The 14786-nt window shown below is 44.2% G+C and carries 16 protein-coding genes; 5 read left to right on the forward strand and 11 right to left on the reverse strand.

What is annotated here, in order from left to right; all coding sequences use genetic code 11:
• The first annotated feature begins 597 nt into the window (after nt 1–597).
• The gene (locus M1D98_RS11535; protein WP_435576551.1) at nt 598–1326 is read left to right on the forward strand and encodes a YqjF family protein; all 729 of its coding nucleotides are present in this window, start codon (nt 598–600) and stop codon (nt 1324–1326) included.
• A gap of 49 nt (nt 1327–1375) precedes the next feature.
• Here the strand turns inward: M1D98_RS11535 and M1D98_RS11540 are convergent, their stop codons facing one another.
• Genes M1D98_RS11540 through mce form a run of 3 tightly spaced genes read right to left on the reverse strand, consistent with a single transcriptional unit; the run spans nt 1376 to nt 4447 of the window.
• On the reverse strand, nt 1376–2491 hold the full coding sequence (locus M1D98_RS11540; protein ID WP_435576550.1) for a tripeptidase T: 1116 nt from the start codon (nt 2489–2491) through the stop codon (nt 1376–1378).
• Between the two features lie 17 nt (nt 2492–2508).
• Complete coding sequence (locus tag M1D98_RS11545) at nt 2509–4032, reverse strand: carboxyl transferase domain-containing protein (RefSeq protein ID WP_435576611.1); 1524 nt, start codon at nt 4030–4032, stop codon at nt 2509–2511.
• Nucleotides 4025–4447 (reverse strand): methylmalonyl-CoA epimerase, encoded by a 423-nt coding sequence (gene mce / locus M1D98_RS11550; RefSeq protein ID WP_435576549.1) that lies wholly within the window; start codon nt 4445–4447, stop codon nt 4025–4027. Before mce ends, M1D98_RS11545 begins: the two co-directional genes overlap by 8 nt.
• 89 nt (nt 4448–4536) lie before the next feature.
• Between mce and prli42 the strand changes: the two genes are divergently transcribed.
• On the forward strand, nt 4537–4629 hold the full coding sequence (gene prli42, locus M1D98_RS11555; protein ID WP_003226489.1) for a stressosome-associated protein Prli42: 93 nt from the start codon (nt 4537–4539) through the stop codon (nt 4627–4629).
• Between the two features lie 20 nt (nt 4630–4649).
• Here prli42 and M1D98_RS11560 read toward each other — a convergent pair whose 3' ends face one another.
• The 6 genes from M1D98_RS11560 to brxB all read right to left on the reverse strand — a co-directional run bounded on the left by M1D98_RS11560 (nt 4650) and on the right by brxB (nt 9200).
• Entirely contained in the window at nt 4650–5180 is a 531-nt protein-coding gene (locus M1D98_RS11560; RefSeq protein ID WP_268559215.1) for a L,D-transpeptidase, read from the reverse strand.
• A 51-nt stretch (nt 5181–5231) separates the two neighbouring features.
• Nucleotides 5232–6200: an aromatic acid exporter family protein gene (locus tag M1D98_RS11565; RefSeq protein ID WP_121642856.1), complete on the reverse strand. Its 969-nt coding sequence runs from the start codon at nt 6198–6200 to the stop codon at nt 5232–5234.
• Between the two features lie 73 nt (nt 6201–6273).
• The gene (artR, locus tag M1D98_RS11570; RefSeq protein ID WP_268559213.1) at nt 6274–6996 is read right to left on the reverse strand and encodes an arginine ABC transporter ATP-binding protein ArtR; all 723 of its coding nucleotides are present in this window, start codon (nt 6994–6996) and stop codon (nt 6274–6276) included.
• Nucleotides 6989–7648: an arginine ABC transporter permease ArtQ gene (gene artQ / locus M1D98_RS11575; protein WP_010328321.1), complete on the reverse strand. Its 660-nt coding sequence runs from the start codon at nt 7646–7648 to the stop codon at nt 6989–6991. The genes artR and artQ overlap by 8 nt, the downstream gene beginning before the upstream one ends.
• Before the next feature lie 79 nt (nt 7649–7727).
• Complete coding sequence (gene artP / locus M1D98_RS11580; RefSeq protein WP_010328320.1) at nt 7728–8495, reverse strand: arginine ABC transporter substrate-binding protein ArtP; 768 nt, start codon at nt 8493–8495, stop codon at nt 7728–7730.
• 267 nt (nt 8496–8762) lie between these two features.
• Nucleotides 8763–9200 (reverse strand): bacilliredoxin BrxB, encoded by a 438-nt coding sequence (gene brxB, locus M1D98_RS11585; protein ID WP_039074411.1) that lies wholly within the window; start codon nt 9198–9200, stop codon nt 8763–8765.
• Between the two features lie 157 nt (nt 9201–9357).
• Here brxB and M1D98_RS11590 point away from each other — a divergent pair, with 157 nt between their 5' ends.
• The 3 genes from M1D98_RS11590 to M1D98_RS11600 all read left to right on the forward strand — a co-directional run bounded on the left by M1D98_RS11590 (nt 9358) and on the right by M1D98_RS11600 (nt 12434).
• A complete protein-coding gene (locus tag M1D98_RS11590; protein WP_268559212.1) occupies nt 9358–10251 on the forward strand; it encodes a YegS/Rv2252/BmrU family lipid kinase in 894 nt (297 codons plus the stop codon).
• A gap of 101 nt (nt 10252–10352) precedes the next feature.
• A complete protein-coding gene (gene bmr / locus M1D98_RS11595; protein ID WP_268559211.1) occupies nt 10353–11522 on the forward strand; it encodes a multidrug efflux MFS transporter Bmr in 1170 nt (389 codons plus the stop codon).
• 72 nt (nt 11523–11594) lie between these two features.
• Nucleotides 11595–12434 (forward strand): MerR family transcriptional regulator, encoded by an 840-nt coding sequence (locus tag M1D98_RS11600; RefSeq protein WP_268559210.1) that lies wholly within the window; start codon nt 11595–11597, stop codon nt 12432–12434.
• Nucleotides 12435–12490: 56 nt separating this feature from the next.
• Here M1D98_RS11600 and M1D98_RS11605 read toward each other — a convergent pair whose 3' ends face one another.
• Entirely contained in the window at nt 12491–13768 is a 1278-nt protein-coding gene (locus tag M1D98_RS11605) for a dihydrolipoamide acetyltransferase family protein (protein ID WP_268539331.1), read from the reverse strand.
• Nucleotides 13769–13789: 21 nt separating this feature from the next.
• Nucleotides 13790–14773 carry a 3-methyl-2-oxobutanoate dehydrogenase subunit beta gene (gene bfmBAB, locus M1D98_RS11610; protein ID WP_268539329.1) on the reverse strand — a complete coding sequence of 328 codons (984 nt, stop codon included), beginning with the start codon at nt 14771–14773 and terminating at the stop codon, nt 13790–13792.
• Between the last annotated feature and the right edge of the window lie 13 nt (nt 14774–14786).

Raw genomic sequence — 14786 nt, forward strand, 5'->3', positions numbered from 1 at the left:
TTAGCAAGAAAACGATTGATAAAGAAAGTCTTTTTTTGTTTTTTATTTCTTGAATTAATTTAAATATGAAAAATATAGCTAAAAAGAAAGTTATAATATAGTCAATATTTTGTAAGAGTACTGCCATAAATTATCCCTCACTTATTTTTTTGGTAGCCATTAAATAATATATAGTAAATAACTTTGTGTCATACCAAAGTTGCTTTTGAAAAGGCATAATGTGATACAGTAATCACTAATTTCTTCAAATTCAAATTACCTCCTTTAAATTATAAAAAATACTTAAATGGATATATATATAGGTGAATATATAAAATTACCATGCACAACCTTTCCTTACAACAAGAAATTCTATTTTCTCAAAAATAAGAATATAGCCCTAATCAAATTATTATTTAAATACTGTTATAATCAATATAAAAATATTCAATTAATGTAAAATACTGTTTTTCATAATTATAACTACCAGTTACGCTTTTTTGTTTTCTAGAAATGATGTTTCTACTTATGTTTTCTCTAAGAAAAGAAATCAGCTTCGTTTAAAAAGAAGGAAATCGGGAATACCTTTACTCACATCCAACTGAAAGGAGGATATACGTGACGGAACGCTTTCAGCAAAAAAATATATCTGTGCCCGAGGGAAGCTGGATCATGAGACAAACATGGAATGATGTCTTATTTGCCCACTGGCCTGTTGATGTTTCTATCCTTCGTGCTTTAGTACCGCCAGTTTTAGAATTAGATACATATAACGGACAAGCTTGGATCAGCATGCTTCCCTTTATGCTCACGAACCTAAGAGCGCGTTACCTTCCTCCCATTCCCGGTGCGCGTGCATTTCCTGAGCTTAACCTCCGCACCTATGTCACGTATAAAGGCAAACCCGGCATTTACTTTTTCAGCTTAGATGCTGATCATCGGCTGGCGGTCCTGGGCGCTCGCACGTTCTTTCATTTGCCCTATTTTTACGCGAATATGAAAGCCGAAAAAAATGGTGATGGCATTGACTATGTCAGCAAGCGGAGAGACGACGGAAAAGCAGCATTCCGCGCCGCATACCGGCCCATTTCTGCCCCTTTTACAGCGGAAAAGGATTCACTCGATTATTGGCTGACGGAACGATACAGACTCTACACCACTTATCGAAACAAGCTCTTTTACGAAGACATTCATCATCATCCTTGGCTGCTGCAACATGCCGAGGCCGCGTTTTCCATCAATACGGTGGCTGATGCCCACAACATCGCATTGCCAGCGTCAGATCCATTGCTTCATTACGCTAAAAAGCAGGACGTGTTATTTTGGCCGCTCAGGCAATGGCGCTGAAAACAAGAAAAACCCGATGCGAAACGAGCCGCACTCGGGTTTTTTAACATTATTTTGCCGCCTCTTCAATAATGGCAACAACCATTTCCGCCGTTTTAACAAGTTCTTCGATCGGCATTTTTTCATTCTTTGTATGAATCTGCTCATAACCGACAGCAAGGTTGACCGTCGGGATGCCGTGACCTGCAATCACGTTCGCGTCACTTCCGCCGCCGCTCGTTTGCAGCTCGCTCGGACGTCCGATGTTAGCTGCCGCTTTTTTCGCGATTTCAACCACTTGGTCACCGTCTTGATATTTGAAGCCTGGATACATGACTTCAATTTCGACTTCTGCGCGTCCGCCCATATCAGCAGCGGCTTCTTCAAAAGCAGCTTTCATTTTTTGAACCTGAGCTTCCATCTTCTCAGGAACTAAAGAACGTGCTTCAGCTAGAATATGGACTTCGTCGCACACAATGTTAGTTTGTGTGCCGCCTTCAAACCGGCCGATGTTTGCTGTTGTTTCTTCATCAATGCGGCCCAATGGCATTTTCGAAATGGCTTTGCTAGCGATTGTAATCGCTGAAATGCCTTTTTCAGGCTCAACCCCGGCGTGTGCGGTTTTTCCGAAAATGGCCGCTCTAACCTTCGCCTGTGTCGGCGCGGCTACAATGATATTTCCGACTTTTCCGTCTGAGTCAAGGGCATAGCCGTAGGATGCCGTGATCATAGAACGGTCAAGCGCCTTCGCTCCGATCAGTCCTGACTCCTCGCCTACTGTGATGATGAATTCAATCGTGCCATGCTCCATGTTTTCTTCTTTCAGCACTTTAATCGCTTCAAATATGGCAGCCAGCCCCGCTTTATCATCAGCGCCTAAAATCGTCGTGCCGTCTGTTTTGACATAACCGTTCTCTACAACCGGTTTTACGCCGTTTCCTGGTACAACTGTGTCCATATGGGATGTAAAGTAGATCGTATCTGTTTGTTTTGTCCCTTTTAATGTGCAAATCAGGTTGCCGGCTCCATGGCCAGTGATATCCATTGTATCGTCTTCTTTAACGTCCACACCTAAATCAGAAAATTTTTGTTTCAGCACTTTGCAGATTTCTGCTTCATGTTTTGTTTCTGAGTCAATTTGGACAAGTTCTAAAAATTCTTCCAGCAGGCGTTTTTCATTCACCATTTGTAAGTCCCTCCATGTCAAAGCGGTATGTTACCGTGCTTTTTTTTCGGTCTCTCTTCTGTCTTATGTGCAAGCATGTGAAAAGCTTGAATCAGCTTTTTTCTAGATTCTTCCGGCAAAATGATGTCATCGACCATTCCGCAGGCCGCCGCTTTGTATGGGCCGGCGTTTTGCTTTTTGTATTCAGCTGTTTTTTCGCGTTTTGTCTTTTGCGGGTCGGCTGAAGCTTTTATCTCTTTTTCATACAAAATCGATGCCGCGCCTTCTGGCCCCATCACTGCGATTTCAGCATTCGGCCATGCAAACACAAGATCCGCTCCGATCGCTTTACTGTTCATGGCCACATAGGCGCCGCCGTACGCTTTTCTGATAATGAGCGTGACTTTTGGGACGGTTGCTTCTGCAAAGGCAAACAATAACTTTGCTCCGTGCCGGATAATTCCGTTATGCTCCTGCTGAACACCGGGCAGAAATCCCGGAACATCCTCGACGGTTAGCAGCGGGATATCAAATGCATCACAAAAACGGATGAACCTCGCCGCTTTATCAGCAGCATCAATCGTCAGGCTTCCCGCCAGATGCTTCGGCTGGCTGGCAACGATGCCGATCGTTTTTTCCCCCAGCCTTGCAAACCCGATGACAATGTTTTTCGCAAAGAACGGCTGAATCTCAAAAAAAGACTGCGGATCTGCCAGCTCTTTCAACACCGTCCGCACATCATACGGCTTTGTCGTGTCAGCCGGCACGAGACGGTTTAATAGTGGCCTTAGGGCATTTTTCTCAGGCAGCGGCACTGTTGTCTGGCCTTTCAGCGGCAAATAAGACAGCAGTTTTTTCACCCCTGTCAAAACCTCCTTCTCCGTATGTCCGGAGAAGTGGGCATTTCCGCTGACGGCATTATGTATTCCCGCTCCGCCTAAACTCTCCGCATCAACCTGTTCTCCTGTCACTTTTTCAATCACCTTCGGCCCGGTTATAAACATCTGGCCGGTGTGTTCAGCCATAAAGATAAAATCAGTGAGTGCCGGAGAGTATACAGCGCCTCCAGCGCACGGCCCTAATATAACCGAGATTTGCGGAATGACTCCGGAATATAAGACATTTCGGTAAAATATGTGACCGTATCCATCTAATGATACCACACCCTCTTGAATTCTCGCACCACCTGAGTCATTCAGCCCGATAATCGGCGCCTTATTTTTTGCCGCCAGATCCATCAATGCGCAGATTTTTTTGGCATGAATTTCGCCAAGCGCCCCGCCGCACACTGTAAAGTCTTGCGCAAATACATATATAGACCGGCCGGCAATTGTGCCGTACCCTGTTATGACTCCATCCCCTAACATACGCTGTTCTCTTGTTAATACTTGACTTTCCATAAAGGGATGCAATTCGATAAAGCTGTCTTGATCTAGCAGAAACGCAATCCTTTCCCGAGCGGTGAGCTTTCCCTTTTGCCGCTGCCGGGCAAGCTTTTCATCTCCTCCGCCTTGTTCCGCCTGCCTGCGCCTCGTGTATAAATCATCAATGTGCTCATTCATGTTCATCAGTTTGGCCTCCCTTCGGCTCGCAAAGCTCTACAAGCACGCCGTTTGTTTCCCGCGGAGAAAGAAACGCAATCTTTTTCCCGTTCGCGCCCAGTCTTGGATACCTGTCGATCAATTGAACTTGCCGGTCAGACAATGCCTGAAGCCGGTCAGATAAACTCGTGCACAAAAACGCAACATGATGCAGCCCCTGTCCTTTCTTCTCCAAAAAGAAACGGACTGGGCTGTCAGATGTCACCGGCTCAATCAGTTCCAGCTTGATGCTTCCCGCTTGAAAAAAAGCAACATTCACCTTTTGCTCTTCCACCGTTTCTTGATGAAGAAACGCGAGCCCCAATACTTCTTCATAAAAGTGCCGCGCTTCTTCTATCGAAAAAACGGCTATCCCAATATGGTCAAGCCTGTTCATTTTCATCCCTGCTTTCCGCCAATAGATATCACTTGTCCGCCCACTCAAAACACGATAAAATATAGACAGATTGTCTAAGGAGTGAAATCATGTCTCAAAAACTGATGAAAAGCGTTTTGATCGTGATTTTGGGAGTTTTTATTCTTTCAACTGTACTCTCAGGAATCGTCATGTTTTTATAATGGTAAAAAAGCAGGCAGCCTTATTGAATAGGAACATCCTGCTTTTTTATCAGAGCTTTATGCTCAATGGCAATCTCTTCAAAAGAGCGGGAGTCGTCCGTAATCAACACTCTCGTACCCACCGGTATCGTTTGAAACAGATGAACGACCTCATCGTTATGCATACGTATGCAGCCGTTGGACACAAATTTCCCAACTGATTCTTCCCGGTTTGTCCCATGAATTCCGTAAATCCTCCCGTCTGTCCCTTTCGCGTCAAATCCAATCCATCTTGCCCCAAGCGGGTTGTCAGGAGACCCCCCTTCAATATTTTTCTTTCTGTAGTAAGGATTCGCCGCTTTTACCGTTATCGAAAATTCTCCTTCAGGCGTTAAATCGTCTGTTTTTCCGGTCGCCACGCTGTACACGCCTTCTACGTGGTTGTCGAGGATGACAGCAAGTTCATTTGTTCTCTTGTTGACAATGACATATGGATCACCCGGCAGCGGATTTTCGCCGAGCGGCCAAATCGGAGATATCATCATTAAAATCGACCATAAAAAAACACGCATAAGCCCCTCCTTTTTCATTAGGTTGACCAATGAAGGAAGAGCTCATGCGAATCATGCGAGTGATTTTTGCGCTTTTATGCCTTTAAAATAACTTTTAATCACCAAGTATTGTTCCATTTCCCCGAGAAGATGGAAGAGAGCGGCTCTCGCTTCAAATTCCTCTCTTGTTGCCGGAAGCGGCATCTCCTCAAATTCTTTTCTCATGTCAGCAAGTCTTTTCAGAAATTTATACGCCGTATTTCCCGGGTGTATCGCTTCCCGCAAATCGTGAATAAATGCTGCGATCATTTTCCCCTGATCTACTGTAATGGAGATTGAAGTCACTTTAGGGAGAAGGCGTTCAATAATTTCAAATTGCTTTTCTCTCATTTTAAAATAATGATAATGCTGATTTTCGTAGCGCAAAATGTGGTTTTGCACATCTCGGTATGCTAGGTTTTTCGCCTCCGTAATGAGCTGGTGTGTTTCCGGAATTTCTTTTCCGGTCCAATCTTGCTCACCAGTTAACAAATACCGCTCTATTTCCGCGAAAATGACGGCAAAGTTATCCTCTATCTTTTTGCGATAGGCAATCAGTTTTCGGTCAAGGCTTGGCATATACAAGTTCATCAATAGAGCGACGCCGATCCCAACCGTAATCAATTGAACCTCATTCCAAATGAAGGCAAGTGTTATGCCGCCGGACATATATAGATGAAGAATAATAACCGAACTTGTGACGATGCCCTCATTAATTTTTAACAGGACTGTTATCGGGATGAATATCAAGAGAAGCGCTCCGATCACAAACGGGTGATAGCCAATCAGCTCAAAAAAGAGATACGAAAAAAGAATTGCCAGACAGCATGCCGCAAAGCGGGCCCACGATGCCTGGAGCGACCGTTTTTGTGTGATTTGAATGCACAAAATGGTGATGATTCCTGCTGAGGCGAAGTTTTGCAATTGCAAAAGCTGGCTTATATAAATAGCCAAAGCTGTTCCAAGCGCGGTCTTTATTGTGCGGTAACCAATTTTAAACATGTCGGACTCCCATTTCTATTTGTTTCTTCAATAAAAAAGAAGAAGCGATCAGCCTTCTTCTTTTTTCTATATTCTATAATATTTTTTCTAAAAAGTCCTGCGCTCTTTTGGATTCTGGCGATAGAAAAAATTCTTTCGGATTGCCGTCCTCGACAATCATTCCCTGATCCATAAACAGCACGCGGTCTGCCACTTCTTTTGCGAAGCCCATTTCATGCGTGACAATCACCATGGTCATACCGGTTTCAACCAGCTCTTTCATCACCTGGAGCACTTCTTTGACCATCTCCGGATCAAGTGCAGAGGTCGGTTCGTCAAACAGCATGATGTCCGGATTCATCGCAAGGGCCCGGGCGATGGCGACACGCTGTTTTTGCCCGCCAGACAAACGGTTTGGATAATCATTTCGCTTTTCAAACAAACCGACTTTGCGGAGCAGCCCTTCGGCTTTTTGCTGTGCAGCCTGTTTTGATTCTTTTTTGACATTGACAGGCGCGTACATAATATTTTCGAGAACCGTTTTGTGCGGAAAGAGATGAAAATGTTGAAAAACCATCCCGATGTTTTCCCGGACCTTTAATGTATTGGTTTTCGGCTTCGTGATCTCCTTGTCTTTAATGGTAATGGTTCCGCCGTTTGGCTTTTCCAACAGGTTTAAACAGCGAAGGAACGTTGATTTCCCTGAGCCTGATGGACCGATCACGGCAACAACCTCCCCTTCAGAGATTGTTGTTGAAATGTCTTTTAGTACTTCAAGTTTCCCAAATGATTTTGACAGCTTTTCAACCTTAATCATTGGATGTCAGCTTCCTTTCTACAGCCTTGCCGATAAACGTTAAAATCAGGACAAGCACATAATAAATCAAACCGGCGATAATGAGCGGCTCAAGGTAATTGTAAGTGGCCGCGCCAGCTTGATATGCGCGTCTCATAACATCACCAAGCCCGATAACAGTGACGATCGCCGATTCTTTTGTTAATGTAATTAGTTCATTCAAAATAGCAGGTGATATATTTTTAAAAGCCTGCGGCAACAGGAGGTCCTTCATCATTTTGCTGTACGGAACCCCCAGTGCGACAGCAGCTTCTCTTTGGCCTTTATCAATGGCGTTGATTCCGGCTCTGATAATTTCCGATACATAAGCGGCGGAATTCAATGACAATGCGACAACCGCAGCCCAAAACTGGTCAATTTGAAAACCGAGCAGCTGGGGAAGCCCGAAATAGACAATCATAAGCTGCAGCACTAAAGGCGTGCCGCGGAACACTGATGTATAAAAATCAGCGATCCAGACCAGCGGGCGGAACGTGCTGATCTTGCATAAGCTTAGCACAATACCGAGTATAAGTCCGATAATGGCAGATACGATGACAATTTTCAAAGTGATTGCCAAGCCTTCTAGTATAAAAGGAATTTGGGGGATCGTTGCTGAAAAATCCAAATTCATAGTCTTTGTCTCCTTTTCTTACGGAAAAAAGATTTCCTATTCAATAAAAAGGCTCAACGAAAAAGTTGAGCCGCCTTTCTTACTTTTCACCAGTGAACCATTTTTTCTTCAATTTTTCAAGCTCCCCGTTATCTTCCATTTCCTTGAGCGCTTTATTGAATTTGTCTGTCAGTTCACTGTCCTTTCTGAAAGCGATCGCTGAACCGGCTTCCTCCGCTTTCGCATCAGGAATGACGAAGCCTTGCAGATCGTCATTTGACTTGAAATACCCTTCTGCCACAATGTCTTCGATAATCGCGGCATCAAAGCGGTCAGATTTGATTTCCTGCACCAAATCAGAAATTCTGTTGCGGTCTTCTGTTTTAAAACCATATTCCGGAGAAAGCTCTTTCCCCTTCTCTTCCTGGATGGAGCCCAGCTGAACACCGACTGTTTTTCCTTTCAGGTCTTTCAGAGATTGAATGCCGCTGTCTTTTTTGCTGACAATCATATGGTTCGCTGTGTAGTACACATCGGAAAAACCAACTTGTTTTTTTCGATCAGGCGTCGGTGTCATTCCTGACAGAACCAGATCCACCTGTTTTGATTTCAATGCTGTGATTAAGCTGTTGAAGTCCATATCCTGCACTTCAATTTCGTAGCCCGTCTTTTTCGCCAGCGCTTTTGCCAAATCTACATCAAAGCCGACAATTTGATCGCCTTCTTTATATTCAAACGGTTTGTAATCCGCCGAAGTACCCATAACTAATTTTTTCTTGCCGCCTTCTGAACCTGAATTGCTTGAACCGCAAGCGGATAGCGCTAAAGTGATGCAGGCAGCTACAAGTAATAAGAGCCATTTTTTCATGATCCATTTCCCCCATATTCATTACTTTTAGTGCATTTGAATATTTATTCGTTAATTTGTATTTTAAACAGTTTCTTATTTTTATGCAATAGTATTTTTAAAAATTATCTTTAAGCTTATTTTTCCAACGATATCTTTTTGATATTACTTAAGGAAAATAGATTCACTGTACAATCTAATTGAATAATCCCTTAATAATTATTCATATCTTCAGGGAATTTTATGCATAAAAAAACCCGAGCCACTTAGGCACCCGGGTTGTTCGTCTTATACTTCTTCACAATATTCTTCAAAGGCTTCTTGCAGCTTTGCCACAACTGCCATCGGCTCATGGCCTTCAATTTCATGGCGCTCGACCATTTTCATGATTTTTCCGTCTTTCAAAATCGCAAAGGACGGAGAAGATGGCGGATATCCTTCAAAATAATCACGCGCCCGCGCTGTCGCTTCTTTATCCTGTCCGGCAAAGACGGTAACGAGCTGATCAGGTCTTTTATCATAGTGAACGGAATGGTATGCGGCCGGTCTTGCAATTCCTCCGGCACATCCGCAAACAGAGTTTACCATGACTAACGTCGTTCCTTTTTTCTCAAGTGCCCCGTCCACCTCTTCAGCTGTTTTCAGCTCAGTGTATCCGGCGGCTGTGATTTCTTGTCTCGCTTGGCGGACAATATCATTCATAAATAAATTAAAATCCATATTCAATGAATACCTCTCCTTTTTCATCATCTGTTCTTATGATAGCAAGGAATCGTCCATATCGGCAAATCACACTGCTTGGCCGTACACTTTTTTTGCTTTCGTTTACTGCTTACAGAAAAAGGGGATGATATAACCAAATATAATAAAGGAGCAGTTTTGTATGAGCCACCGGAAAGCGTTACTGATTCATAACGGAAATGCCGGCAACAAACATATAGAAAAAGCATTAGGAGCTGTGGTGCCGGTCTTATCACAATCTTTAGACGAGGTGTTGATTAAGCAAACAAAGAAAAAGGATGATGCGTATCATTTTTGCCAATCCATTGATGATTCTGTCGACACCGTCTTTATTCTCGGGGGCGACGGCACAGTCCATCAATGCATTAACAGTATTAGCGCGTTAGAAAGAAAGCCCGCTATCGGAATTTTGCCCGGCGGCACGTGCAATGACTTTTCAAGAGTGCTGGGCATCCCTCAAAATCTAGGAAAGGCGGCAGAAGCACTTGTATCAGGACAAAAAACAAGCATAGATGTATGTCAAATGAACGACCGTTATTTTTTGAATTTTTGGGGAATCGGCCTGATTACAGAAACGTCGAATCAAATTAACGAAACGGCCAAAGCATTATTGGGAAAAATCAGCTATTTTACAAGTGCATTGCGAACTGTGTCATCAGCCGAACCGTTTCCGATGACACTAAAAATTGATGGAAAAGAAATGAAAGAAGAAGCCGTTATGCTTCTTGTCATGAACGGCCAATACATTGGAACGAACCGAATCCCCCTGCCAGATGCCAGTATAGATGATGGCTTACTCGATATCCTCATTTGCCGCAGCACCAACCTCTCGGCATTGCGGGAGCTGATGAGCATGGAACAGGGCACAATTGACCGGTTTGCCGGAGAGCTGTCCTATATCCAAGCCTCCCGTATCGAAATTGAAACAGGCACCGCTCAAAAGGCGGATACAGATGGTGAAGTCTATACGTATACACCCGCGGTGATTCAAGTCCTGCCGCAGCACATTGATATGCTGGTCCCGTGCAGTGAGTAAGGATCGAACGCTGTTAAGAAAGATGCTGTAAAGCCGTTGACTCTCCCCTAAGAGGAGGCTTTAAAGTATAGAGGATACACTTGTGAAAAAGGGGAAGTCACATGAAAAAACAAAATATCACCTTAACCATATTATTGACCAATTTATTTATTGCATTTTTGGGGATTGGGCTTGTGATTCCGGTAACGCCTACCATTATGAATGAATTGCATTTATCAGGAACCGCCGTCGGCTATATGGTTGCTTGCTTCGCCGTGGCACAGCTCATCGTTTCACCTATAGGCGGACGATGGGTTGATCGCTTCGGACGTAAAATCATGATCGTAGTCGGCCTGTTGTTCTTTAGTGTGTCGGAGTTTTTATTCGGCATCGGAAAAACAGTCGAGATGTTATTTATCTCCCGTATGCTTGGCGGGATCAGCGCTGCCTTTATTATGCCCGGGGTCACCGCTTTTATCGCGGATATCACAACCATTAAAACACGGCCGAAGGCGCTCGGTTATATGTCTGCCGCTATTTCAACAGGCTTTATCATCGGGCCCGGCATCGGGGGATTTTTAGCGGAAATCCATTCCCGGCTGCCTTTTTTCTTTGCGGCAGCCTTTGCGTTGCTGGCGGCCATTTTATCAATGCTCACGCTGCGCGAGCCGGAGCGAAATCCTGAAAATCAGGAAATAACAGGTCAAAAAACAGGCTATAAACGGATTTTTGCCCCTATGTATTTCATTGCTTTTCTCATTATCTTGATTTCATCCTTTGGTTTAGCGTCATTTGAATCGTTATTTGCGTTATTTGTTGATCATAAATACGGATTTACGGCCAGCGACATCGCCATTATGATTACAGGGGGTGCGATTGTAGGCGCCATTACGCAAGTCGTTTTATTTGACCGTTTTACAAGGTGGTTTGGCGAAATCCATTTGATCCGGTATAGCTTAATTCTCTCTACGAGTCTGGTCTTCTTGCTGACAATCGTGAATTCTTATGTTGCGATTCTGCTAGTTACGATTACCGTATTTGTCGGATTTGACCTCATGAGACCTGCTGTAACGACTTATCTGTCAAAGATTGCGGGAAATGAGCAGGGATTTGCCGGCGGGATGAACTCAATGTTTACAAGTATCGGCAATGTATTCGGGCCTATTATCGGCGGAATGCTTTTCGATATTGATGTAAACTATCCTTTCTACTTTGCAACGGTCACTTTAGCCATAGGCATTGCGCTAACCATTGCTTGGAAAGCGCCTGCGCATATTAAAGCCAGCACTTGATGAAAAGCGTATTCTTTGTATACTGCAAAGGGTGCGCTTCTTCTTTATAATGATCATAGAAGGAGTGGTGGCATGAAGGAATCGTATTACTCAATTGGAGAGGTTTCAAGACTGGCAAACGTGTCGATTAAAGCGCTCCGTTATTACGATAAGATTGATTTATTTAAACCAGCCTATGTTGACCCGGATACCAGCTACCGTTATTATTCAGATTCCCAGCTGTATCATCTGGACCTGATCAAATCACTGAAGTATATCGGCACACCTTTAGAAGAGATGAAAAAAGCACAAGACTTAGAGATGGAAGAACTGTTTATTTTTTATACTGAGCAGGAAAAGCAAATCAGGGAGAAATTAGACTTTTTATCGGCCTTAGAGCAAACCATTTCAATGGTGAAAAAGCGGATGAAACGGCAGATGGAATATCCCGCGCTCGGCGAGGTGTTTATGTTAGCTGAAGAAGAAACGCGCATCATTCAGACAGAGGCAGAGGGAGTCGGGCCAGAAAACGTGCTCAACGCCTCCTACAGCAAATTAAAAACATTTATCGAATCAGCAGATGGATTTGCGAACAATAGCTACGGTGCCACTTTCTCTTTTCATCCTTACACCAGCATTGATGAAATCACGTACCGCCATATCTTTACACCTGTATTGACGAATAAACAAATTTCCGCTATTACGCCGGATATGGAAATCACAACGATCCCTAAAGGCAGATATGTTTGTATCGCGTATCATTTTTCACCTGAGCATTATTTTCTCAACTTACAAAAGCTTATCAAGTATATCGCAGACCGCCACTTAACTGTTGCCAGTGATGTTTACGAGTTACTCATACCGATTCATTATTCACCGAAAAAACAAGAAGAATACCTGCTCGAAATGAAAATCAGAATTGCTGAATCATGATGCAAAAAAAGAGCATTTTTTGAAACATATTTTCAAAAAATGCTCTTTCTGCTTATTTAATAAACAGATGTCTTCTCGTCAATCGATTCTAAAATTTGTTTCACGCGTCCGAGGAATCGTCCGCATACAAGGCCGTCAAGCACTCTGTGATCCAAGGACAGGCATAGATTGACCATGTCTCTGACAGCAATCATGCCATGCTCCATGACAACCGGGCGCTTGACAATGGATTCAACCTGAAGAATCGCAGCTTGAGGGTAGTTGATGATGCCCATCGACTGAACAGATCCAAACGAACCTGTGTTGTTGACAGTAAACGTTCCCCCCTGCATATCATCTGCTGAGAGCTTTCCGTCTCTTACTTTTTTGGCAAGGTCAGTTATTTCTCTCGCAATGCCTTTAATTGTTTTTTCATCAGCGTTTTTAATCACCGGTACAAATAAAGAATCCTCTGTGGCAACCGCGATTGAAATATTGATATCTTTTTTCTGAATGATTTTGTCGCCCGCCCACATGCTATTCATTTGCGGAAATTCTTTTAATGCCTGGGCAACCGCTTTGACGAAAAAGGCGAAGAACGTTAAATTAAACCCTTCTGTCTTCTTGAATGAATCTTTTACACTGTTGCGATATGCCACCATATTTGTGACGTCAACTTCCATCATCGTCCAAGCATGCGGAATTTCTGTCTTGCTGCGTTTCATATTGGAAGCAATTGCTTTTCTTACGGCTGTGACAGGGATTTCCCTATCTCCAGCTGCAGACGCAGGATAAGAAACCTCTTCCTTCGGCTCCGGTTGTGGTGCAGACTCTTGTGCAGGAGCTGCTGTTTTCGGCTCCTCAGTCCGTTCTTGCACGCCGCCGCCTGTTTCAATGATGCGCTGAATATCTTTTCGCGTAATGCGGCCGCCGGCACCTGTTCCTGTTACCTGATCAAGATCAATGCCGTGTTCTCCTGCCAAACGGAGTACAGCTGGCGAATAGCGCTTTTTATTGGGCTGATCATCCGCTTCGGGTCGGCTTTCTGCAACAGGTGTTTCATCAGCTTCTGGTGCCTCTGGCTGCTCTTGTTTTTTTTCAGACGGATCCGCGCCTTCTGTTTCGATTTTACAAATGATATCTCCGACTTGCAGAGTCTGGCCTTCTTCACCCACAAGCTCTGTTATCGTACCGGTAAAAGAAGACGGAACCTCTGCATTCACCTTATCTGTCATGACTTCCGCGATCGGATCGTATTTGTTTACTTTATCACCGGGGGCGACAAGCCATTTGCTGATCGTCCCTTCCGTCACGCTTTCTCCAAGCTGCGGCATCGTCATTTGTTCAATTGCCATGATTGTATCCTCCTTACGTCTTTAAAACTCCGCTAACTCTCTCATCGCCGCTTCCACTTTGTCAGGGTTGACCATAAAGTATTTTTCCATTGTCGGCGCATAAGGCATAGCCGGAATATCAGGACCTGCAAGCCGTTTAATCGGCGCATCTAAGTCGAACAGGCAATGCTCGGATATAATTGCGGCCACCTCACTCATGATGCTGCCTTCTTTTGTATCTTCTGTAACCAATAGGACCTTACCGGTTTTCGATGCGGCTTCGATGATTGCTTCTTGATCAAGCGGATAAACCGTTCTTAAATCCACCACATGCACTGAAATGCCATCTTTTTCGAGACGTTCTGCAGCCTGTAACGCGAAGTGGACACACAGGCCATAAGTGATCACTGTGATATCGTCGCCTTCCCGTTTCACATCAGCCTTGCCGATTGGCAGGACATAATCATCTGCCGGAACCTCACCTTTTATCAGGCGGTAGGCGCGTTTATGCTCAAAAAACAGCACCGGATCTTCATCACGAACCGCGGCTTTTAAAAGGCCTTTCGCGTCATATGGCGTTGAAGGCATGACAATTTTCAGTCCGGGCTGATTGGCGAAAATCGCTTCGACTGATTGAGAATGATAAAGGGCCCCGTGTACGCCTCCGCCGTATGGCGCTCTGATGACAATCGGGCAGCTCCAGTCATTATTGCTGCGGTAGCGGATTTTGGCCGCTTCGGAAATAATTTGGTTGACCGCCGGCATAATAAAATCAGCAAACTGCATTTCAGCAATTGGTCTCATTCCGTACATAGCCGCCCCAATGCCGACTCCGGCAATCGCGGATTCAGCAAGCGGCGTATCCATCACACGCTCTTCCCCGAATTGTTCATAGAGGCCGGCTGTCGCTTTAAATACACCGCCTTTTCTCCCTACATCTTCCCCAAGAACGAAAACGCGAGGATCTCGTTCCATTTCTTCTTTCATCGCCAAATTGATCGCATCAATATATGACATTACTGACATTTGTTCTTCCTCC

The sequence above is a fragment of the Bacillus sp. K7 genome, from assembly GCF_053903245.1.